The organism is Rhodovulum adriaticum, from assembly GCF_004345735.1.
In the GTDB taxonomy this organism is placed as follows: Bacteria; Pseudomonadota; Alphaproteobacteria; order Rhodobacterales; family Rhodobacteraceae; genus Rhodovulum; species Rhodovulum adriaticum.
Genome location: NZ_SLXL01000002.1, coordinates 461747 through 483311, shown reverse-complemented (window position 1 = coordinate 483311; position 21565 = coordinate 461747). Strand labels below are relative to the sequence as shown.

19 protein-coding genes are annotated in these 21565 nt (G+C 66.0%); 8 read left to right on the top strand and 11 right to left on the bottom strand.

Translation table 11 applies throughout. The features are described from left to right. Positions 1–20: 20 nt before the first annotated feature. Positions 21–1541, bottom strand: a complete 1521-nt coding sequence (locus tag EV656_RS05775) for an ABC transporter ATP-binding protein (protein ID WP_132600676.1) — start codon at positions 1539–1541, stop codon at positions 21–23. 180 nt (positions 1542–1721) lie between these two features. Between EV656_RS05775 and dnaE the strand changes: the two genes are divergently transcribed. Together dnaE and EV656_RS05765 are read left to right on the top strand one after the other, a co-directional pair. Beyond that, a complete protein-coding gene (dnaE, locus tag EV656_RS05770) occupies positions 1722–5222 on the top strand; it encodes a DNA polymerase III subunit alpha (RefSeq protein ID WP_132600673.1) in 3501 nt (1166 codons plus the stop codon). Beyond that, positions 5222–5896, top strand: a complete 675-nt coding sequence (locus tag EV656_RS05765) for a sulfotransferase (protein ID WP_132600670.1) — start codon at positions 5222–5224, stop codon at positions 5894–5896. Before dnaE ends, EV656_RS05765 begins: the two co-directional genes overlap by 1 nt. A gap of 69 nt (positions 5897–5965) precedes the next feature. Here the strand turns inward: EV656_RS05765 and EV656_RS05760 are convergent, their stop codons facing one another. Beyond that, entirely contained in the window at positions 5966–6169 is a 204-nt protein-coding gene (locus tag EV656_RS05760; RefSeq protein ID WP_132600667.1) for a SlyX family protein, read from the bottom strand. An 89-nt stretch (positions 6170–6258) separates the two neighbouring features. On the opposite strand from EV656_RS05760, the gene hisS reads away from it, so the two are divergent. Genes hisS through hisG form a run of 3 tightly spaced genes read left to right on the top strand, consistent with a single transcriptional unit; the run spans position 6259 to position 9716 of the window. Then, positions 6259–7908, top strand: coding sequence for a histidine--tRNA ligase (gene hisS / locus EV656_RS05755; protein WP_132600664.1), 1650 nt, complete (start codon positions 6259–6261; stop codon positions 7906–7908). A gap of 3 nt (positions 7909–7911) precedes the next feature. Further along, positions 7912–9021 carry an ATP phosphoribosyltransferase regulatory subunit gene (locus EV656_RS05750; protein WP_132600661.1) on the top strand — a complete coding sequence of 370 codons (1110 nt, stop codon included), beginning with the start codon at positions 7912–7914 and terminating at the stop codon, positions 9019–9021. Then, positions 9018–9716 carry an ATP phosphoribosyltransferase gene (hisG, locus tag EV656_RS05745; RefSeq protein ID WP_132600658.1) on the top strand — a complete coding sequence of 233 codons (699 nt, stop codon included), beginning with the start codon at positions 9018–9020 and terminating at the stop codon, positions 9714–9716. The genes EV656_RS05750 and hisG overlap by 4 nt, the downstream gene beginning before the upstream one ends. A gap of 9 nt (positions 9717–9725) precedes the next feature. On the opposite strand, the gene EV656_RS05740 is transcribed toward hisG, so the two are convergent. From EV656_RS05740 to EV656_RS05710, 7 genes are all read right to left on the bottom strand, one after another. After that, positions 9726–10622 carry an amino acid ABC transporter permease gene (locus EV656_RS05740; protein WP_132600655.1) on the bottom strand — a complete coding sequence of 299 codons (897 nt, stop codon included), beginning with the start codon at positions 10620–10622 and terminating at the stop codon, positions 9726–9728. A gap of 57 nt (positions 10623–10679) precedes the next feature. Continuing rightward, on the bottom strand, positions 10680–11513 hold the full coding sequence (locus EV656_RS05735; RefSeq protein WP_243695680.1) for a transporter substrate-binding domain-containing protein: 834 nt from the start codon (positions 11511–11513) through the stop codon (positions 10680–10682). 36 nt (positions 11514–11549) lie between these two features. Continuing rightward, entirely contained in the window at positions 11550–12368 is an 819-nt protein-coding gene (locus EV656_RS05730) for an amino acid ABC transporter permease (protein ID WP_243695679.1), read from the bottom strand. Between the two features lie 147 nt (positions 12369–12515). After that, positions 12516–13445 (bottom strand): metal ABC transporter permease, encoded by a 930-nt coding sequence (locus EV656_RS05725; RefSeq protein WP_132600649.1) that lies wholly within the window; start codon positions 13443–13445, stop codon positions 12516–12518. Continuing rightward, complete coding sequence (locus tag EV656_RS05720; protein WP_132600646.1) at positions 13445–14662, bottom strand: metal ABC transporter permease; 1218 nt, start codon at positions 14660–14662, stop codon at positions 13445–13447. Before EV656_RS05720 ends, EV656_RS05725 begins: the two co-directional genes overlap by 1 nt. Next, on the bottom strand, positions 14659–15483 hold the full coding sequence (locus EV656_RS05715; protein ID WP_132600643.1) for a metal ABC transporter ATP-binding protein: 825 nt from the start codon (positions 15481–15483) through the stop codon (positions 14659–14661). Before EV656_RS05715 ends, EV656_RS05720 begins: the two co-directional genes overlap by 4 nt. 10 nt (positions 15484–15493) lie before the next feature. Beyond that, entirely contained in the window at positions 15494–16402 is a 909-nt protein-coding gene (locus EV656_RS05710; protein WP_132600947.1) for a metal ABC transporter solute-binding protein, Zn/Mn family, read from the bottom strand. Between the two features lie 203 nt (positions 16403–16605). Between EV656_RS05710 and EV656_RS05705 the strand changes: the two genes are divergently transcribed. After that, positions 16606–17193, top strand: coding sequence for a hypothetical protein (locus tag EV656_RS05705; protein WP_132600640.1), 588 nt, complete (start codon positions 16606–16608; stop codon positions 17191–17193). 107 nt (positions 17194–17300) lie between these two features. Here the strand turns inward: EV656_RS05705 and EV656_RS05700 are convergent, their stop codons facing one another. Then, positions 17301–18179 carry an IS1595 family transposase gene (locus EV656_RS05700; protein WP_165918944.1) on the bottom strand — a complete coding sequence of 293 codons (879 nt, stop codon included), beginning with the start codon at positions 18177–18179 and terminating at the stop codon, positions 17301–17303. Positions 18180–18403: 224 nt separating this feature from the next. Here EV656_RS05700 and EV656_RS05695 point away from each other — a divergent pair, with 224 nt between their 5' ends. Together EV656_RS05695 and EV656_RS05690 are read left to right on the top strand one after the other, a co-directional pair. Further along, on the top strand, positions 18404–19147 hold the full coding sequence (locus EV656_RS05695; RefSeq protein WP_132600634.1) for a ZIP family metal transporter: 744 nt from the start codon (positions 18404–18406) through the stop codon (positions 19145–19147). Positions 19148–19178: 31 nt separating this feature from the next. Continuing rightward, the gene (locus EV656_RS05690; RefSeq protein WP_243695678.1) at positions 19179–20450 is read left to right on the top strand and encodes an MFS transporter; all 1272 of its coding nucleotides are present in this window, start codon (positions 19179–19181) and stop codon (positions 20448–20450) included. Here EV656_RS05690 and EV656_RS05685 read toward each other — a convergent pair. Then, a complete protein-coding gene (locus EV656_RS05685; protein WP_132600631.1) occupies positions 20447–21565 on the bottom strand; it encodes an ABC transporter permease in 1119 nt (372 codons plus the stop codon). The two genes, EV656_RS05690 and EV656_RS05685, sit on opposite strands and share 4 nt — an antisense overlap.

The following is a 21565-nucleotide window of genomic DNA, read 5'->3' as shown; positions in this document are numbered from 1 at the left end:
GCGCGGCCCCCATGGGATGCTCAGCGGTCCACATCGGCCACCTCCATATCATGGGCGCCGCCCATCATCAGCCCGATTTCCTCCAGCGTCAGGCCGGCGGTGGGGCGGGGGGGCGACAGCCGACCCTCGTTCAGCGCGGCGAAACGGTCAGAGATTTCCATCAACTCGTCCAGGTCCTGGCTGATGACGATCACGGCGGTCCCCTCGGCCGTAAGGTCCAGCAGCGCCTGCCGGATCGCCGCCGCAGCCGAGGCATCGACGCCCCAGGTCGGCTGGTTCACGACCAGCACCTCGGGGCGTTGCAGAACCTCGCGGCCAATGACGAATTTCTGCAAGTTTCCGCCCGACAGCGAACGCGCCGCATTGCCCGGCCCGGGGGTGCGCACGTCAAAGGTTTCGATCACCCGTTCGGCAAAGGCGCGCGCCGCCGGCCATTTCAGGAATCCGCGCGCGGCCAGCCCCTCGCGGATGGCGGCGGTCAGCAGGGCGTTTTCCGTCAGGCTCATGTCCGGGGCGGCGGCGTGGCCCAGCCGTTCCTCTGGGGCGGCCAGCACGGCGATGCGACGGCGCTGGCTGGGGCCAAGCGCGCCGATGGGCTGCCCCTTTAGCAGCACCGCATCGCTGCGCGCCGGGGCCTCGCCCGACAGGGCGGCCAGCAATTCGTCCTGTCCGTTTCCCGCCACGCCGCCGATACCCAGAACCTCGCCCGCGCGCAGGCTGAACGAGATGTTGCGCAACGAGGTGCCAAAGGGATTTGGCGAGGGGCGATCCAGCGACGTGACCTGCAGCACCACGTCGCCCGCGGGCCGATCCGTGCGCTGCGGCGTGGCCAGCCGGGTGCCGACCATCATTTCGGCCAGTTCGGCAGCGGTCTTTTCGCGGGGGTTGCAACTGTCCACCACGCGCCCGCGGCGCAGGATCGTGGCCCGGTCGCACAGCGTTCGGATTTCCTCCAGCTTGTGCGAAATGTACAAGATGGCGGTGCCCTCGGCGGCTAGCTTGCGCAGGGTTGCGAACAGGATCTGGACCTCTTGCGGGGTCAGAACGCTGGTCGGTTCGTCCATGATCAGCAGGCGGGGATCCTGCAACAGGCAGCGCAGGATTTCGACCCGCTGGCGTTCCCCGGCGGACAGATCGCCCACCAGCCGGTCGGGCGCCAGCGGCAGGCCGTAGGTTTCGCTGACGCTGCGGATCTGCTGGGCCAGTTGCCGCAGGGGGGGCGGATTTTCCATCCCCAGGGCGATGTTTTCGGCCACGCTGAGCGCGTCGAACAGGCTGAAATGCTGGAACACCATGGCCACGCCCGCCGCGCGGGCCGCGCGCGGTTCGGCCGGCGCATAGGGGGCGCCGCGCAGGGTCATGTGCCCCGCATCCGGCGTCACCAGACCATAGATCATCTTGACCAGTGTCGATTTGCCGGCGCCGTTTTCGCCCAGCAGGGCGTGCACCTCGCCCTCGGCGATCTCGAAGCTGACATCGTCGTTGGCGACCACGCCGGGATAGGCCTTGGTCAGCCCCTGGACCTTCAATAACGCTGTCACCCGGCGCCCGTCCCCCAGCCGTGTCAGGATTTTCCGCTTACTATCCCGTGCCCCGCGCCCACCGCAAGGGCGATACGGGGCTGTGCGGGGCGGCTGGGGCCGGTTTCGTGGCAAATGCCCGTTTCCCGGGCAGGGGCGGGGGACGTTCCCATCGCCGCGCGGCTGGGATAGCGTGGCGCCATGGCCGATCCCCGATTCATCCACCTGCGCGTCCACACCGAATATTCGCTGCTCGAAGGGGCGGTGCGGGTCAAGGCGCTGCCCGATCTTTGCCGCGCCGCGGGCATGCCCGCCGTGGCCGTGACCGATACCAACAACATGTTCTGCGCGTTGGAGTTTTCGGTTATGGCCAGCGGTGCCGGCATCCAGCCGATCGTGGGCTGCCAGGTCGATCTGGCCCATGATCCGGCGGCCCCGGGGGAACGCCCGCGCCCGCCCGCGCCGGTGGTTCTGCTGGCCCAGGACGAGGCAGGTTACGGCAATCTGATGAAGCTGAATTCCTGCCTGTACCTGGGAAAGGCCGGGCAATTGCCCCAGGTCACGGTGGAGGAGCTGGAGGGCCACAGCGCCGGGTTGATCTGCCTGACCGGCGGGCCAGAGGGGCCCGTGGGCCAGTTCCTGCAGGCCGGGCAGCGCCCCAAGGCCCAGGCGCTGATGACCCGGCTGGCGGCGGCCTTTCCAAACCGCCTGTATGTCGAGTTGCAGCGCCATCCGGGCGAGGGCGGACAACTGACCGCGGCCGAACAGGCGACCGAGCGGGGCCATGTGGAAATGGCCTATGCGATGGACCTGCCGCTGGTGGCCACGAACGATGTCTACTTCCCCAAATCCGACATGTACGAGGCCCATGACGCCCTGATCTGTATCGCCGATGGCGCCTATGTGGATCAGGCCGATCCGCGCCGACGCCTGACGCCGCAGCACTATTTCAAGACGCCCGAGGAAATGGCGGCCCTCTTTGCCGACCTGCCCGAGGCGCTGGAAAACACCGTGGAAATCGCCCGGCGCTGTGCGATCAAATCGGAAAAGCGTAAACCGATCCTGCCCCGTTTCGCCGATGACGAGGTCGAGGAATTGCGCCGCCAGGCGCGCGAGGGGCTGGCCGCCCGGCTGGCCGTGATCCCCCATGCCGCGCCGGTGGAAGAGTATGAAAAGCGGCTGGATTTCGAACTGGGCATCATCGAATCGATGGGCTTTCCCGGCTACTTTCTGATCGTTGCCGACTTCATCAAATGGGCCAAGGAACACGACATCCCGGTCGGGCCCGGGCGGGGGTCGGGCGCGGGCAGCTTGGTGGCCTATGCGCTGACGATTACCGACCTTGATCCCCTGCGCTACTCGCTGCTGTTCGAACGCTTTCTGAACCCCGAGCGGGTCAGCATGCCAGACTTCGACATCGATTTTTGCATGGACCGGCGCGAAGAGGTGATCGAATACGTCCAGCGCAAGTATGGGCGCGAAAAGGTGGCGCAGATCATCACCTTTGGCGCGCTGTTGTCCAAGGCGGCGGTGCGCGACGTGGGGCGCGTGCTGCAAATGCCCTATGGGCAGGTGGACAAGCTGTCGAAACTGATCCCGGTTGAGGGGGTCAAGCCGGTCTCCATCGAAAAGGCCCTGGCCGAGGAACCCCGCCTGCGCGACGCTGCCCGGACCGAAGAGGTCGTGGACCGTTTGCTGACCTACGGCCAGCAGGTCGAGGGGCTGCTCAGAAACGCCTCTACCCACGCCGCCGGGGTGGTGATCGGCGACCGCCCGCTGGACGAGCTGGTGCCGCTGTATCAGGATCCCCGGTCCGATATGCCCGCCACCCAGTTCAACATGAAATGGGTGGAACAGGCCGGTCTGGTGAAATTCGACTTTCTGGGCCTGAAAACCCTGACGGTGATCCAGAACGCCATCGACCTGATCCGCAAGGGCGGGCGCCAATTGCACGAGGCTGCGGACGGCAGCCGGATCTACGACCCCGCCGAAGGGGCGGAAAACGATATCGGCCAGATCCCGCTGGAAGACGAAAAGACCTATCGCCTGTATGCCAGCGCGAAAACCGTGGCGGTGTTCCAGGTGGAAAGCTCGGGCATGATGGACGCCCTGCGCCGGATGAAGCCCACCTGCATCGAGGATATCGTCGCGCTGGTCGCCCTTTACCGTCCCGGCCCGATGGAAAACATTCCCACCTATTGCGAGGTCAAGCACGGGCTGAAGCCGCTGGAATCAATCCACCCCACGATCGACCATATCCTGGCCGAAACCCAGGGCATCATCGTCTACCAGGAACAGGTGATGCAGATCGCGCAGGTGATGGCAGGCTATTCCCTGGGCGGCGCCGACCTGTTGCGCCGCGCCATGGGCAAGAAGATCAAAGAGGCGATGGACGCCGAGCGCCCGAAATTCATCGAGGGCGCGAAAAAGAACGGGGTCGATGCGAAAAAGGCGACCGAGGTCTTCGACCTGCTGGAAAAATTCGCCAATTACGGCTTCAACAAGTCCCACGCCGCCGCCTATGCGGTGGTCAGCTATCAGACCGCCTGGCTGAAGGCCAACCACCCGGTGGAATTCATGGCCGGGGTGATGAACTGCGATATTCACCTGACCGACAAGCTGGCCGTCTATGCCGAAGAAGTCCGCCGCGGCCTGCAGATCGAGATCGTGCCGCCCTGCGTGAACCGCAGCCAGGCGACCTTCGATGTCACCGAGGGCAAGCTGGTCTATGGTTTGGGCGCGCTCAAGAATGTGGGCGTGGACGCGATGGGCCTGATCGTGACGGGCCGGGGCGACAAGCCCTTTGCCACGCTGTTCGATTTCGCCCGCCGGGTGGACCTGAAACGCATCGGCAAGCGTCCGCTGGAAATGCTGGCCCGCGCCGGTGCCTTCGATCAGCTGGAGCCGAACCGCCGCCGGGTGCTGGACAGCCTGGATCCGCTGGTCGCCTATTCCGCCGCGATCCACGATCAGCGCGCCTCGGCCCAGGTGTCGCTGTTCGGCGAGGCCGGCGACGACCTGCCCGAACCGCGGCTGTCGCCCGTGGCAGACTGGCTGCCGAATGAAAAGCTGGCCGAAGAGCAAAAGGCCATCGGTTTCTACCTTTCCGGGCACCCGCTGGACGATTACATGGCCGCGCTGAAACGGAAAAAGGTCATGACCAAGGCCGAGGTCGAAGAGGCCGCCAAATCCGGCCCCAAGGTGGCCAAGATGGCGGGCGCGGTTGCGGGCCGACAGGAACGCAAATCGGCCAAGGGCAACCGCTTTGCCTTTGCGCAACTGTCCGACCCGACGGGGCTTTACGAGGTGACGCTGTTCTCTGACGTGCTGGATGGGGCGCGCGACCACCTTGAGGCGGGCATGAACGTGGTGCTGACGGTCGAGGCGACGCTGGAAAACGACCAGTTGAAACTGCTGGCCCGCGCGGTGCAGCCGATCGACGGCGCGGTGGCCGATGCGGGCAGCGCGGGGCTGAAGATCTTTGTCGAGGAACCGGGCGCTGTGCAGTCGGTGGCCCAGGTGCTGGACCGCGCCAGGGGCGAAAGCGGCATCCGCGGGCGCGGCCCGGTGCAGTTCTGCCTGATGGCCCCCGACCTGCCCGGAGAGGTCGAGATGGCCTTGCCCGACAGCTACCCCGTCACGCCCCAGATCAAGGGCGCGATCAAGTCGCTGCCCGGCGTGGCCCTGGTGGAGGATCTCTGATGCCCTCCGTGCCCTTGCCCCGCGTCGTTCAGGTGGGGTTCAACAAATGCGGTACCCGCAGCCTGGCCCGCCTGTTCGAGGGTGCGGGTCACAAGGCGCTGCACCACAAGCACCGCCCCCCGTTCCGTAAATCGCAAACTGCCGCACGCATCCTCCGCGATAACCTGGCGGCCGGGCGCCCCGCCCTGGCGGGGATAGAGGGGTATACCTTCTACTCCGACCTGATCCACGTCACCCCGACCGAGTATTTCGAGGGCAACACCGCCTTTCGCCAGATCCTGCGCGATTATCCCGGCACGATCCTGCTGCTGAACCTGCGCGACCGCGAGGCCTGGATCGCCTCGCGCCTGCGCCACGGGCATGGCGAGTTTGCCCGCCGCGCGATGGCGGCGCTGAACCTGCCCGATCAGGACGCCCTGGTCGCGAAATGGCGCGCGGATTGGGACACGCAGATCGCCGCGCTGCGCTCTGAAATGGCCGACCGCCCGGATCAGTTGATCGAGTTCGACCTCGACCGCGACCCGGTGGAAAAGCTGGTGGCCGCGCTGCCCGCCTATGGGCTGAACCCGGCCGATTGGGGCGATACCGGGCGGTCGCGCGGGCGCCGCCTGCCGCCGCCGCTTGCCTGGGCCAAGCGGGCCTGGGCACATCTGCGGCCGCGATCAAGGCGCTGAGCGGGGCTTCTTCTTGGTCAAAATACCCCGGCCCGCCGGTGCCACGGGCACGGCCGCCGGGGTGGGGCGTTACCAGTGCGGCGGTTTCTGGTCGGCCAGGGGCACGGCCCCGCCGGTTTCGTATTCGCGTTCGGCCTCGCGCTCCATCAACAGGGCCACCCGCCGGGTCAGGCGGTCGATCTCGCCCTGCTGGCGGGCGACCACCTCGGACAGTTCCTCGACCGCGCGGGTCAGGTGCGCGATCCGTTCTTGCAATTGCGTTGTCTGGTCCATCCGTCCCTTCCGTTTCCCTGCGCCACCTTGCCCCTTAGGCCCCCATCCGCTATGCCCCGCGCGAACCCGGCACCAGCGGATAGACAGCAATGGCCAAACCCAAGAAACCCCGGCGCCCCAAGGCCGAGACGCCCAAGGGCTTTCGCGACTATTTCGGCGCGGACGTGACCGAACGCAAGGCGATGCTGGACAAGATCGCCGAGGTTTATCATCGCTACGGCTTCGATCCGCTGGAAAGTTCCGCCGTGGAAACGCTGGATGCGCTGGGCAAATACCTGCCCGACGTGGACCGCCCCAATGCCGGCGTTTTCGCCTGGCAAGAGGATGACGGCGACTGGCTGGCCCTGCGCTATGACCTGACCGCGCCGCTGGCCCGCGTTGCCGCCCAGTTCCGCAACGATCTGCCGACCCCCTATCGCCGCTACGCGATGGGGCCGGTCTGGCGCAATGAAAAACCGGGGCCTGGCCGGTTCCGCCAGTTCTATCAATGCGATGCGGATACGGTGGGGGCGGCCTCGGTCGCGGCGGATGCGGAAATCTGCGCGATGCTGTCGGATGCGCTGGAAGCGGTGGGCATCGACAAGGGCGACTACATCGTGCGGGTCAATAACCGCAAGGTGCTGAACGGCGTGATGGAGGTTGCGGGCGTGCTGGACCCCGCCGATCCCGACAAGTTCGAGCATGAGCGCGGCATCGTCCTGCGCGCCATCGACAAGCTGGACCGGCTGGGCGAAGACGGCGTGCGGGCCCTGCTGGGCGAGGGTCGCAAGGACGAGTCGGGGGATTTCACCGAGGGGGCGAAGCTGACGGAGGCGCAGGCCGACGTGGTGATGGGTTTTCTGCGGGTTGGTATCCAAGTCAACGAGCAAGCGAAATCCCGACAATTCACCAGGCGGCACCTGCCGAATGGTCTGAAAGAGCACTTTGACAATCTGCCAAAAGGCATCGTCGGCGGACCTATGGCTTTTGTGGGTGAAGCTGATAATTTGCTATCTTCCTCCGCTGCGGAATTGGGTGCTTGGGCAGCATCGCAACTGCGCGATCTCGTCAAAGATTCTGAGATCGGAAACTCTGGTGTCGATGAGTTGGAGCAGATTTCAGACCTGCTGGCTGCTCAGGGTTATGGACCTGACCGCATCGTGATCGATCCCTCCGTCGTGCGCGGCCTGGGTTATTACACCGGCCCGGTTTTCGAGGCGGAACTGACCTTTGAAATCCTTGATGAAAAGGGCCGCCCGCGCCAGTTCGGCTCGGTCGCCGGGGGCGGGCGTTACGACGATCTGGTCAAACGCTTCACCGGGCAGGCCGTGCCCGCGACAGGGGTTTCCATCGGGGTGGATCGTCTGCTGGCCGCGCTGCGGGCCAAGGGGCGGGCAGGCGACAGCCTGCAAGGCCCGGTCATCGTCACCGTGATGGACCGCGACCGCATGGCCGAATATCAGGCCATGGTGGGCGAATTGCGGCAGGCCGGTATCCGGGCCGAGGTCTACCTGGGTAACCCCAAGAATTTCGGCAACCAGTTGAAATACGCGGACAAACGCAATTCGCCCATCGCCATCATCCAGGGCACGGATGAGGCCGCGCGCGGCGTGGTGCAGATCAAGGATCTGGTTCTGGGCGCCAGGATCGCCGAAAGCGCCAGCCTGGAGGAATGGAAATCCCAGCCCGCCCAGTTCGAGGCCGCACGCGGCGAGATGGTGGCCGAGGTCAAGCGCCTGCTGGCCAAGGAAGAGGGCTAGGCGATGGCATCCAAGGCGCAGACGCTGGCGCAGGCCGAACGGCTGTTCGCCTTTTGCCGCAACTCGGGTGCCCAGCCGGTGCAGACGGCGGTGCTGCAACCGGCCGAAACCTTGCTGGATCTTTATGGCGAGGATATCCGCGCGCGGGCCTATGTCACATCGGACCCGCTGCGCGGCGAACAGATGCTGCGCCCGGATTTCACCGTTCCGGTGGTGCAGATGCACATGGACGATGGCGGCGATCCCGCGCGCTATACCTATATGGGCGAGGTGTTCCGCCGCCAGGAACGCGACCCCAACCGCCCGAACGAATATATCCAGGTCGGGTATGAGTTGTTCGGTGGCGACGATCCGGCCGCGGCCGATGCCGAGGTCTTTGCCCTGTTTTCGGAAATGCTGTCGCCCTTTGGGCTGCGCGCGGCGACGGGCGATATCGGCCTGCTGCTGGCCGCGGTTCAGGGGTTGGCGACCACGGACAAGCGCAAGGCGGCCCTGACGCGCCACATTTGGCGCCCGCGCCGGTTCCGGGCGCTGCTGGAACGGTTCGGCGGGCGCAGCCCGGTGCCGGAGTCGCGCAAGCGCCTGCTGGCCGATCTGGACCGTCACGGCGTGCAGGCGGTTCTGGATGCCGCTGGCCCGGAAATCGGGCTGCGGTCGCGCGACGATGTGGCCGCCCGCCTGGCTGCCTTGCAGGCCGATGCGGCGGAACCGCCGATTTCCGTCGCCCAGGTCGAGTTGCTGGAGGACATCCTGTCCTTGCGCGAAACCAGCCTGAACGCGCTGGCGCATCTGCGCGATATCGCCGTCGACATGCCAGCGATCGCACCCGCGCTGGACCGCATGCAGGCGCGGCTGGACGCGCTGGCGGCGCAGGGGATCGACGTGGACCTGCTGGATTTCGAGGCCAGCTATGGCCGAACCACGATGGAATATTACGACGGTTTCGTCTTCGGCTTTTACGCCGAGGGGCGGCCAGACCTGCCCCCCGTGGCCAGCGGCGGGCGTTACGACGCGCTGACCCGCATCCTGGGGCGCGGCCGCGCGGTGCCAGCGGTGGGCGGCGTGGTGCGCCCGGAACTGGTGCTGACCCTGACCGAGGAGACCGCGCAATGACCCTGAAGCTGGGCGTGCCCTCCAAGGGGCGGCTGATGGACAAGACCTTCGACTGGTTCGCCGAACATGGCGTGCAGATCGCGCGCACCGGGTCGGACCGCGAATATTCCGGCCGGGTCGAGGGGGTCGAGGGCATCGAACTGGTGCTGCTGTCGGCGGGCGAGATTCCCCGCGAATTGTCGGCGGGCCGTATCCATCTGGGCGTGACCGGGTCCGACCTGGTGCAGGAACGTATCGCGGATTGGGAAAATCGCGTGCAGGCGCTGGAGCCGATGGGCTTTGGCTATGCCGATCTGATTATCGCGGTGCCGCGCTGCTGGGCGGATGTGGACACGCTGGACGATCTGGACGCGGCGGCGGCGGCCTTTCGCGCGGCGCATGGCCACCGGCTGCGCATCGCCACGAAATACCACCGGCTGGTGCGCGAATTCCTGCGAGAGGCCGGCGTCGCCGATTACCAGCTGGTCGACAGCCAGGGCGCGACCGAAGGCACCGTCAAGAACCTGACCGCCGAGGCGATTGCTGACATCACCTCGACCGGGGAAACCCTGCGGGCCAATCACCTGAAGATCCTGTCCGACGGGCTGATCCACCGCAGCCAGGCGACCCTGTTCAAATCGCGCAGCGCGCCCTGCGACGATGCCTGCCGGGCCAGTTTCCGCGCGTTGTCGGACAGGCTGGGCCTGGGAAGCTAGGGGCGGGGCCTAACGCTCGCCCCCGCGCAGCCGCGCGCGCCGTTCCAGCCGGGCAAACAGCCGGGACAAGGCGAAACACAGCACGAAATACAGGGCCGCGACCACGATATAGGTTTCGAACCGGCGTTGGGTCGAATTGGCGATTTCCGTGCCCGCGAATGTCAGTTCCTGGACCGAGATCAGCGACACGATGGAACTGTCCTTGACCAGCATGATGAACTGGTTGGCCAGCGGCGGGGTGACCGCGCGCAGCGCCTGCGGGAAGGTCACCAGCCGGAACACCTGCAGCGGTTTCAGCCCCAGGCTTTGCGCGGCCTCGATCTGGGTGAGGGCCACCGACTGGATGCCCGCGCGCACGATCACGGCGATATAGGCGGCCTCGAACATGGCCAGGCTCAGCATCCCGGCCAGCAGGTTTTCCAACAATTCGGGCGGTCCGATCAGAATGGCCACCACCGCGCGGCCATCGGGGCCCAGCCCGCGCGCCCAGCTGTCCACCCCGATCATCGGCATCAGTTGCGAGGACACGAAGAAGTAGAAGACGAACAGAAACACCAGCGGCGGCACGTTGCGGATCACGCCGACATAGGCCAGCGTCGTCAGCCGCGGCAGCAGCCGCGTGCGCGTGGACAGCACCCCCAGCACCGTGCCCAGCAGGCTGGCCACCAGCATCGCCCAGATCGACAGGCGGATCGTGGTCAGGAACCCCTCCAGCAGGATGTTGGGTTCCCACCAGCCGTTTTCGCCCTGCCGCACCAGCACGCGCGGCAGGAACCCCCAGTCCCACTTGTAGACCAGGACATCCGACACCCGGTGCCAGATGAACGCGACAAAGACGAACAGCGCGCCCAGGATCAGCGCGTCAAGCAGGCCGAAGCGGCGCTTGCGGTCGGGATCGGGATACATGGGCGGGGGTCCGTGGCAAGGGGGCGGCGCAGAACGCCGCCCCGTGGCAGGGCCGGATTACTGGGCCACGCGGTCGGCCCAGGGCCGTCCGCCGAACCAGTAGTCGTGCCGCTCTTCGAGGAACCCGTTATTGGTGTTCACCAGGATCCAGTTGTTGAAGAAGTTCAGCGCGTCCGGGTCGCCCTTGCGGACGGCGAATCCCTCGGCCGAGGGCTGGATCTTCTCGTCGGTGGGCGAGAACGCGGCCTCGGGGTTTTCGTAGATGGTAAAGGCCGGCGAGGGCTGGGCCGCGACCATCGCGTTGGCGTTGCCGTTCAGCACCTCTTGCAGCACCTGGTTTTCATCGTCGAACTGGCGCAGGACGGCCTTGGGGAAGGCCTGCTGGATATAGGCGCAGGGCGTGCTGCCGCGGCGGCAGGCGAAGGTGGCCGAGGGTTGGTTGTAATCCTCGGGCCAGGCCATCCCTTCGGACGCCTTGGTCGAGGCCATCACCCCCAGCGAAGACCCCGAATAGGGATCGGTGAAATTGACCGTCAGATTGCGCGCGGGCGTGATCGTCATCCCGCCGATAATCACGTCGAACTTGCCCGCGATCAGGGCGGGGATGATCCCGTCCCATGCGGTGGGGATCAGCTCGATCTCGACGCCCATGTCCTCGGCCAGCTTGGTGGCGACATCCACCTCAAAGCCGATCAGATCGCCGTTCACGTCGCGCATCGCCCAGGGCACGAAGGTAGACAGGCCCACCTTCAGTACGCCGCGGCGCTTGACGGTTTCGATCACGCTTTCGGACGACAGCGCGCGGATGGTGTCTTGCGCCAGGGCGGGCGGCGCCTTGATGAAGCTGAGGGCCGCGATGGCGGCGAGGATCATGATCTGAATGCGTTTCACGGGTCTCTCCTGTTGGTCGGTTGGGAAAAGGCGGTTTCAGGCGGGGCGCCGTTCTGCCCGGCGGGCGCGGCGTTCCAGCCAAGCAGATAGCCCAGACAGGCTGAGTGTCATCACCAGATATATCGCGGCGATCGACAGCCATATTTCAAAGGTCATGAAGGTATCGGCGATGGCATTTCTGCCCTCGTTCGTCAGGTCGAAGATCGCGATGGTGGACACGATGGCGGAGCTCTTGATCAGGTTGACCAGGGAAGAGGTCAGCGGCGGCAGCATCAGCGGCACCGCCTGGGGCAGCACCACGCGGGCGTAGACCGGCCCGGGTTTCAGCCCCAGGGCCGAGGCGGCCTCCCACTGGCCGCGGGGCACGGACAGGATGCCGCCGCGGATGATCTCGGAAATGAAGGAGGCCTCGAAAAAGGCCAGCGCCAGCACCCCGGTCCAGAACCGATCGATCCCCAGGATCGGCGAAAGCACGAAATAGAACAGGTACATCTGCACCAGCAGGGGCGTGTTGCGCACGGCCTCCAGGTAAACCGTGGCGATTGCGTGCCCGATGAAGGAGCGCGACAGCCGCAGTAGTGCGGTGGTCACACCGATGGCCATGGCCAGCAGCCCGCCCCACAGGGTGATTTGCAGCGTCACCAGCAGGCCGCGGATGAACGGGCCCCAGATCAGCTCGCCGTCTATGACACGGTAAAAGAATTGCGGAACGCGATACCATTGCCAGTTGTAGGGCATCGCCTGCGCGCCCGCGACCACGCCCCACAGGATCAGCCCGCCGCCCAGCAGGAACAGCGCCCAGTCCGTGGCGTCGCGCCGCCGCTTGTCGCGCCGGGCGGCACGGCTGTATCGCACCAGCCGTGCGTCCTCTGCCGATGGCCTCAAGACGATGATCCCCCGTGCGTCCCGCTGCGTCCCGCAGGGTCAGTCTACGAAGCGTCGGACAGGATTTCCACCCGCCATTGCAGAAGGATTTGCCCGCAGGCGACGCCGGATGCGGGGTTACGCGTCCTCGCGCGCGGCGCCGATGCGGGCGCGGTGGGGGGCATATAGGCAGGCCAGCCCAAGGATCACGCCGGATACCGTTGCGATCATGCCAGCCGCGCTGACGGCGTTTGCCGCGCCGAACCACAGCGGCCCATAGCCCGCCAGCACATAGCCCAGCACCGCCGACAGCGCGGCGAAGGCGACCGACCACAGCACCTGTACCTCCAGCCGGTTGGTCATCAGCCGCGCGGCGGCGGGGGGGCAGATGAACATCGCGATCACGATGATCGACCCCACCGCGTCAAAGGCTGCGACCGCCGCGATGGCCGCCGTCACCACCAGCCCGAAGCCAAGCCCCGCCGCCGGAATCCCCAGGGCCTGGGCAAAGCCCTCGTCGAAGGTGGCGATCTTGAGCCACCGCCAGAAGATCGCCGTCAGCGCCACGATCAGCGCGCAGACGACCGCCATGCGGCCCAGCTCGGGCGGCAGTGCGGCCAGGGCGGCCGGGTCCAACAGCGACTCCCACCCCGTCGCGCGCAGCCATATCAGCGATTCCAGATTGCCCATCAGCGCATGTTCCACGTCCAGGTGCACGGCCGAGGTATCGGATTGTTCCAGCAGCAGCACACCGGCGGCAAACAGCGTCGTGAACACCACGCCCATGGCTGCGCCCGGTTCGATCCGGCCCAGACGGCGCACCGCCTCGATCAAAATCACCGCCACGATGGCGGCTGCGGCCGCCCCGATCATCATCGGGATCGCGGCAACGGTGCCCGTCAGCAGAAAGGCCACCACGATACCGGGCAGCACGACATGGCTGATCGCATCGCCGATCAGCGCCTGCCGCCGCAGGATCAGGAAATTGCCGGGCAGCGCACAGGCGATGGCCGCGAACATCCCGATCAGGATCGGGGTCAGGGAAAACTGGACGAACTCTGCCCCCATCACGCGGCCCCCCCCACAATGACCGGCGGTCCCAGCCGGCGGTCGAACTCGGCGATTTCGTCGGGGGTAAAGACCTCTTCGATCGGGGTCAGCCCGTCATAGCGTCCCGACAGGCCCGCATCCTGGTGCACCTCGCGCGCCTTGGCCCAGCGGTGTTCGTCGCGCAGCACCCGGGCGGCCTGGGCGCGCCCGGCCTCTGTCGCCACGCCATCGGGGCGGATCAGCCCTTGCCGGGTCAGCAGGCGCAGGGTGTAGGGTTCGCGGATCGGCTCGCCATGGGCCAGCGCCAGCAGCCCCTGCCGCCGGTGCACCCGCGCCTGGAAACGGCGGCGGCGCAGCAGTGCAGCGGCCACCCCGCGCACGGGCGCCAGAAACAGCGACAGGGTGAACATCCCGGCGGCCACCAGCACGATGATCGGCCCGGTGGGCATGTTGGGGGCCGCACTGGACAGTGCCGCGCCCAGATAACCAGAGACGCCCCCCAGCCCGCCCGCGATCCAGATTAGCCGCCCGGACCTGTCGGTCCAGAACCGGGCGGTGACGGCGGGAATGATCAGCATCGCCACGATCAGGATCAGGCCCACGACCTTCAGCCCGATCACGGTCACGGCCATCACCAGCGCCATCATCGCCAGGTCGATTCGCCGGATGTCATAGCCCAGGGCGGCGGCGTAATCGGCATCGAAGGCGACCAGCGTCATGGGGCGGCGCATCAGCCAGGTCAGCGCCACCGCCAGCGTGCCGCCCACCGCGATCACCAGTGCGTCCGCCCGCAGCATCCCGGCGGTGGAGCCCAGCAGGAACCCCTCCAGCCCGGCTTGGCGGCCCGCGCTCAGCGACTGGATCACGGTCAGCAGCACGATCCCCAGCCCGAAGAAGGTGCCCAGCACCGCGCCGATCGCGGCATCCTCGGGCAGGCGGGTGCGGCGCGCGATCCATTCGATCAGCAGCAGGCCAGCGCCCGCGCTGAGGGCAGAGCCCAGCAGCAGACCCAGCAGGTTCCGGCCATCGCCCCCCAACGCCACCATCACGATAAAGGCCAGCCCCACGCCGGGCAGTGTCGCATGGGCCACCGCGTCGGAAATCAGGGCGCGCTTGCGCAGGAACAGGAACGACCCCGAGGCGCCCGCGGCCACGCCCAGCAGGCCCGCGCCCAGGGCCACCAGCGCCGCGTTGTAACCGGCGCCCAGCAGCAACGCATCCAGGATCGCGCTCACGCCGCGCCCCCGCTCAGCATCACCTCGTCGATCTGGGTGGTTGCCAGGCGCCCGCCATAGGTGGCGTGCAGCGTTTCGGCGGTGAATGCCGTCTCGACCGGCCCCTCGGCCATGCGGCGCACGTTGATCAGGAAGGCATGGTCGAAATAGCCGCGCACGGTGGACAGGTCGTGATGCACAGCCACCACCGACTTGCCCGCATCGCGCAGCCCCTTCAACACATCGATGATCGCGCGCTCGGTGGCCGCGTCCACCCCGGCGAAGGGTTCGTCCAGCAGGTACAGGTCGGCGTCCTGTGCCAGCGCGCGCGCCAGAAAGACGCGCTGTTGCTGGCCGCCCGACAGCTGGCCGATCTGCCGATGCGCGAAATCGGCCATGCCGACGCGGCCCAGGCAATCCAGCGCCAGCGCGCGCATCCGGCCCGACATCCGCCCCAGCAGCCCGACCCGGCGATACAGGCCCATCTGCACGACATCCAGAACGGTCGCGGGGAAATCCCAATCCACGCTGGCACGCTGGGGCACATAGGCGATGCGGTCGCGCGCCTTTTCGATCGGGGTGCCAAAGACGCGCACCTCGCCCGACAGGCGCGGAACCACGCCCAGGGCGGCCTTCAGGAAGGTGGACTTGCCCGCGCCGTTCGGCCCGATGATCGCCGACATGGCACGGGCGGGAAAGGTGGCATCGACGGAAAAGACGGCCGGTTTCTCGCCATAGGAAACGGTCAGGCCACGCACGGCCAGCGGGCTGTCGGCGGGGCAGGTGTCCGTGGGCAGGGCCTGGCCGTCATGGGCCGCGATCGCAAGGTCCGGTCGATGCATCGGCCTCTCCTCAGTTCAGCAGGTTTGCCATGCCGCGCACGGGTGCTTCGCCGCCCAGGGCGCGGGTGATGACAGTCACGTTGTGATCGATCATGCCGATATAGGTGCCCTCGTAGGTGCCCGGCGCCCCCATCGCGTCGGAAAACAGTTCGCCCCCGATGGTGACCGTATGGCCGCGCGCGGCTGCTCCCTCGACCAGGGCGCGCATGTTGCGGTCGGAGACCGAGCTTTCGACGAAGACGGCGCCGACCTTGCGTTCCACCAGCAGGTCCACGAGATCGGCGATGCGTTTCAGCCCGGCCTCGCTTTCGGTGGAAATGCCCTGAATGCCGACGACGTCGAACCCGTAAGCCGCGCCGAAATAGTTGAAGGCGTCATGGGCGGTCACCAGCACGCGCGAGTCCGCCGGGACGGTGGACAGCGCCCGCGTCGCGTAGGCGGACAGGGTGTCCAGGTCCGCCAGATGGGCCTGGGTATTGGCGGTGAAGGTCTCGGCCGCCTCTGGCCGGGTTTCGATCAGCGCGTCGCGCACGTTCAGAACCACCTTCTGCCACAGGTCCGGCACCATCCAGACATGCGGGTCGAACCGATTTTCGTAATCGTCATGGCCAATCAGCAGGTCGCGCGACAGGGGATCGGCCACCGCCACGACATTGCCGGTTTCGGCCAGGTCGTGCAGCAACTCTTCCATTTGCGCCTCAAGGTACAGCCCGTGCCACAGGACCAGATCCGCGCGGGCCAGCGCCACGATATCCGTTCGCGTCTGGCGATAGGAATGGGGATCGACGCCGGGCCCCATCAGGGCGCGCACCTCTACCAGATCGCCACCGACCGTGCGCGCGGCATCGGCGATCATGCCGGTGGTGGCCACCACGCCCAGCCGGTCGGCCGCGCTGGCGGCGGTCGCGGTCAGGCCCATGATACAGGCCGCGAAAGAGGCAAGAACGGTTCGCCTGGTCAGGTTCACGTCGATTTCTCCAATGGGATGTTTCCCTTTGGATATAGCGATAGTGCGAAGCATTCGCAGTGTCAATGCAATTGCGAACCATTCGCAAAATAAGTGGGGTGTATCCCCTCAGCATACGGCTTTACTCATGCGGAGTCGTGTGAGATGGTGAGCGCATGGGTCCAGAACGTAAAGTCCATCTGCGCGCGTCGTGGGCAAAGAGAATATACCAAGGGGTATTTGGTATATTTTTCTACATTGTCGGGAAGCTGGGCGATATCGACTTTGTCATCTCTGCGGGCAACCAAGATTCTTGGTTCAGCGCCATGTTGAGAATGATTGCTGACTTATGGCCCTGGATACAGCCTGCGCTAATGATCCTTAGCGTTTTTGCCATTTTGCTGATAGAGCGAAAGGTAAATTCAGAGCAATTTGCGAGGCGAGAAGTTTTGAAAGACCAAAATCAAGACTTGATGCAACGTCTTGTTCAGATTGAAAGAAAGCTTGAAAGCCTTAACGTCTCAGTAGCCGAAAAATTAAGCTCTAGAGATTTTGCGGAATGGAGGCACATGGAGCAGCCGAAGACTTCGGAGCAAATGGCAACAATTGGAACGCAAGCTAAGGCGGCGATTGATATGGCTACAGACCTTCAGAAACAGATTCAAAAGGTGCAGGGTGACGGAATTGATGAACTGGAAAGTTTAAAGTCTGAATTGGATGTGGTTCGTGAAATGGTTATCACCCTGCAAGAAAACGAAAGGTGAGAGCATGACAAACCTCAAGAAAGCCCGTCAGAAGGGCAAACTTGAAGACTTCATAAAGGAACACGAGGCGGACCCTGATGGCGACCTCGACAAGTTAGACGAGGCCATCAGGCGTCCAGTTCGGGAAACCGAGAAAGCAACTCGGAAAGCATCGTCTCAGGACGCATCCGACGATTGAAGCGGTATTCAAACTCCTTAGCGTAGCGCTCAAGATACTTGGGCGACACGCTAATGTGGGTGCCTTCAATTGAGCATTTTAGGTGCCGCCAGAAGTTCTCAATGGCGTTCACAGTCTCGCCGTTCGGGCCGACATAGGCGCCCAGCGCCTTCTTGTTGATCCGCTTGAGGTCAAAACCTTGTTTGCGCAACTGGTCATAGCTGACGTGCATGTCAGCGTGAATTTCTGCGCCGGGTGCTACGTTCTTCGCAACAACCTTGCTGACGGTCTCACCCTTCATGTTGGGCACAACCTTGACCAATGCGTCACCGCCGCGCTCGACCATGCCTAAGACAATCGTCTTGTCGCGCTGGCCATAGCTGTTTTTCTTTTCACCACCGACATACGCCTCGTCAATTTCCACAACCTCACCGTCTGAGCCAAGAGGCTCGTCACCGTCGATTGCCGCCATGTGCTCACGGATAAGCGCCGCCATACGCCACGCGGTCTTGTAGGTCACGCCAAGCTGGCGCTGCAATTCCTTGGCGCTGACGCCATGCCGCGACGTGGTGAAAAGGAAGATCGCATAGAACCAAAGTTGCAGCGGGGTCCGGCTTTTCTCGAAGATGCTGCCCACCATCGGGTGAATGTGATGCCCGCACCATTGGCAAGAATATGCCTTCTCGTTGGTCAGGGGATACCATTTCGCCTCACGCTCACATTTGGGGCAAACGTAGCCTTGGCCAAAGCGCACGTTGAACAAATGCGCAAGGCAAGCTTCATCATTGGGAAATTGGGCGAAGAACTGGCGAACGTTGGTCTGTTTCATACCCATAATATGGGTTTTGCATCACCGTATGTCAAGGGGATACGCCCCAAATAAGTTCGCCGGTCTACACCTTGCCCCTGCGGTGCGGTGGCGGGTGGTCCGTGACACGACCGACCCTTGTGTACCAAGGGCGCTGCAAGTGCGCTTATTGCCCGCTTTGTGGCCGGGGTTGCATCGGCTAGCATCGGCCAGCGCCACGCGGCGCGCCGCCCGCAGGAGGGGCCATGGAAACAGCCGTCTGGATCGTCGTCGCGGCGGCCTTTGTCACCGCCGTCATGACCGGCGTCGGGGCCTTGCCGCTGGCGCTGGCCCGCCAGCCGGGACCGCGCGTCATGGGCTGGGCGACGGCCGCGGCGGCCGGGCTGATGCTGGCGGCCAGCCACGGCCTGATCGCCGAGGGCGCGGCCCTGGCGCCCGGGCTGACGCTGCTGGGTGTGCTGCTGGGGCTGGGGGCGATCGTTGGCGCCCGGCGGCTGGTGGACGGCGCGGGCGAGGTGCATGTCGCCGATCTGAGCGGCGCCAACGCCACCGCGGCGCTGTTGGTGCTGGGCATCATGACCGCCCATTCCTTTGCCGAGGGCGTGGCGGTGGGCGTGTCCTTTGCCGGATCGGACGGGCTGGGCGCCTTCATCACCACCGCGATCGCGCTGCACAACGTCCCCGAGGGGCTGGCCATCGCGCTGGTGCTGGTGCCGCGCGGCACCCCCGTCTGGAAGGCCGCGCTCTGGGCCATCTTTACCAGCCTGCCCCAGCCGATCATGGCCGGTCCCGCCTATGTGATGGTCGAGCTGTTCCGCCCCGTCCTGCCCGTGGGGCTGGGGCTGGCGGCGGGTGCGATGATCTGGATGGTGTTTTCCGAACTGTTCCCCGATGCCCTGGATAATGTGGACAGCGGCAGTGCCGGTCTGGTTGTGACGCTGGCCTTTTCGGCGATGATGGCCTTTCAGATGCTGGTGCTGACCCATTGATCCGCGAATCCCCCCATCAGGAGGCTTTGCCGTGACCCTGACCCGCATGTTCGCCGCCCTGACCGGCGCGCGCCCGGCCGACCTGGACGCGGCCGAGGCCCGCAATGGCGCGATCCATGTTGCCGCGCTGACCCTGACCAAGACGGCGGACGCGCTGATCGACCCGAAACTGGTGCTGTCCTGGCTGCTGACCGCGCTGGGGGCCCCCGGCGCGATGATCGGTGCGCTGGTGCCCGTGCGCGAGGCCGGGGCGCTGTTGCCGCAACTGGCCCTTGCCCGCTGGGTAGTGCGCAGCCCGCGGCGGGGGCGGATCTGGGCGGCGGGCAGCGCGGTGCAGGGGCTGGCCGCGCTGGGAATGGCCGCCGCTGCGCTGTTGCTGGGCGGGGCGGCTGCGGGGGCTGCCATCCTGGTGCTGCTGGCGGTGCTGTCGGTGGCGCGCGCTGCTGCCTCGGTCAGTCACAAGGATGCGCTGGCCCGCACCATCGCCAAGCGGCGGCGGGGCGCGATCACCGGGCTGGCCGGGTCCGTCGCCCCCGTGGCGGTGTTCTGCGTGGGGCTGGTGATGGCGGCCGGGGTATTTCAGGTGGCGGTGGCCCCGCTGGCCGCGATCCTGGCGGTGGCGGGGTTGGCTTTTCTGCTGGCGGCGGGGGTCTTTCGCGGGTTGCGCGAACCCGCGGGTGACACTGCAGGGCATGACGAGGACAGCCTGGCCGCCCTGGTCACGCCGATCCTGACCGACGCGCAATTGCGCCGCTTTGTGCTGGCCCGCGCGGCGCTGGCGGTCACGGCGCTGGCGCCGCCCTTTATCGTGATGCTTTCGGCGGCCTCGGGGCGCGCGGCGCTGGATCAGCTTGGCCCGCTGGTCATGGCCTCGACCGCGGCGTCGGTTCTGGCGGGCTATGCCTGGGGGCGGCTATCGGACCGGTCCAGCCGCCGAACCCTGATGGCGGCGGGGGCGTTGGGGGCGGCGGTGTTCCTGGTGGCCGGGCTGGTCGGTCTGGCAATGGGCGGGTTGGGCGGTGCCCTGGGCGCGGCGGCGGCGATCTTTGCCGCGCAGATCGCCTATGAGGGGGTGCGCGCGGGCCGCAAGCTGCACCTGACCGACATGGCAGAGGACGGGTTCCGCGCCCGCTATACGGCGCTGTCCAACACGTTGATCGGGCTGGCCCTGCTGGCCGGGGGCCTGTTCGGGCTGTTGGCGGACCGGGCCGGGCCGGCGGTGGTGTTGCTGCTGTTTTCCGTCATCGCGCTGGTGGGGGTGGCCGTGGCGCGCGGCTTGGACGAGGTTCAGGCGGACGGCTAGCGCGCTGCGGCCATCGTCTTGCGGAACCGCGACTGGGCCAGCGCCAGGAAAACCGTGCCGATACAGGTCACGATCAGCAATTCCCGCCAGACCAGGCCCAGCCCCGCCCCGCGATACAGCACCGCCTGCGCAAAGCTGGTGAAATGGGTCGCGGGCGACAGGTGCATCAGACTGTGCAGGGGTTCTGGCATCGCCTCCAGCGGGGTGACCCCGCCCGACAGCAGGTACAGCACCACGAAGACCGGGATCGCCAGCAGCCCGAATTGCGGCATCGTCCGCGCAAAGGTCGCCAGCATGATCCCCAGGGCGGTGACCGAAAACAGATAAACCCCTGCGCCGAGCGCGAAAACCCCGATGGAACCGGGCACCGGGATGCCCATCACCCCCTGCACAACCACAAGCAACGACAGCACCGCCGCGCTGACAATCACCAGCCCGTTGGCCCAGATCTTGGCCAGCATCAGTTCCAGCGCCGTGACCGGCATGACCATCAGGTGTTCAATCGTGCCGTGTTCGCGTTCGCGGATCACCGCCGCGCCGGACAGCACCACCGACAGAATGGTGACATTGCCGATCACCTGCATCACCGCAAAGAACCAGCTGGAATGCAGGTTGGGGTTGAACCATGCCCGCGGGATCAGCGTGGCGGGCAGGTCGGTGTCGCCGCTGTGCAGGAAGCCGGCCAGTTCCTGTTGCACGATGCTGCGGATATAGGCGGTGCCATTGCCCGCCAGGGTCATCGCGGTTGCGTCCACGTTCAACAGCAGATCGGGCTGCCGCCCGGCCAGCAGGTCGGCCTCGAAACCCGCTGGGATATGCAGCACGAAGCTGTAATCGCCCCGGTCCATCGCCGGGCCCATCTGGTTCAGGTCGATCAGCGGGGCGGGGCGGAAGTAGGGGGGCAGAAAGGCATCGCGCAGGCGGTCGGACACCTCTGATCGGTCCTCGTCGATCACGGCGATGGCGGCGTTGCGCACCTCTGTCCGGACACCGTTGGCCACGGCGAACACCGCCCCGGTAAAGGTGTAGATCACCAGACCCATCAGCACCGGGTCGCGAAACAGGCTCCACAATTCCTTGAGGCCGAGGCGAAAGATGTTGTGCAGGCTGCGCAT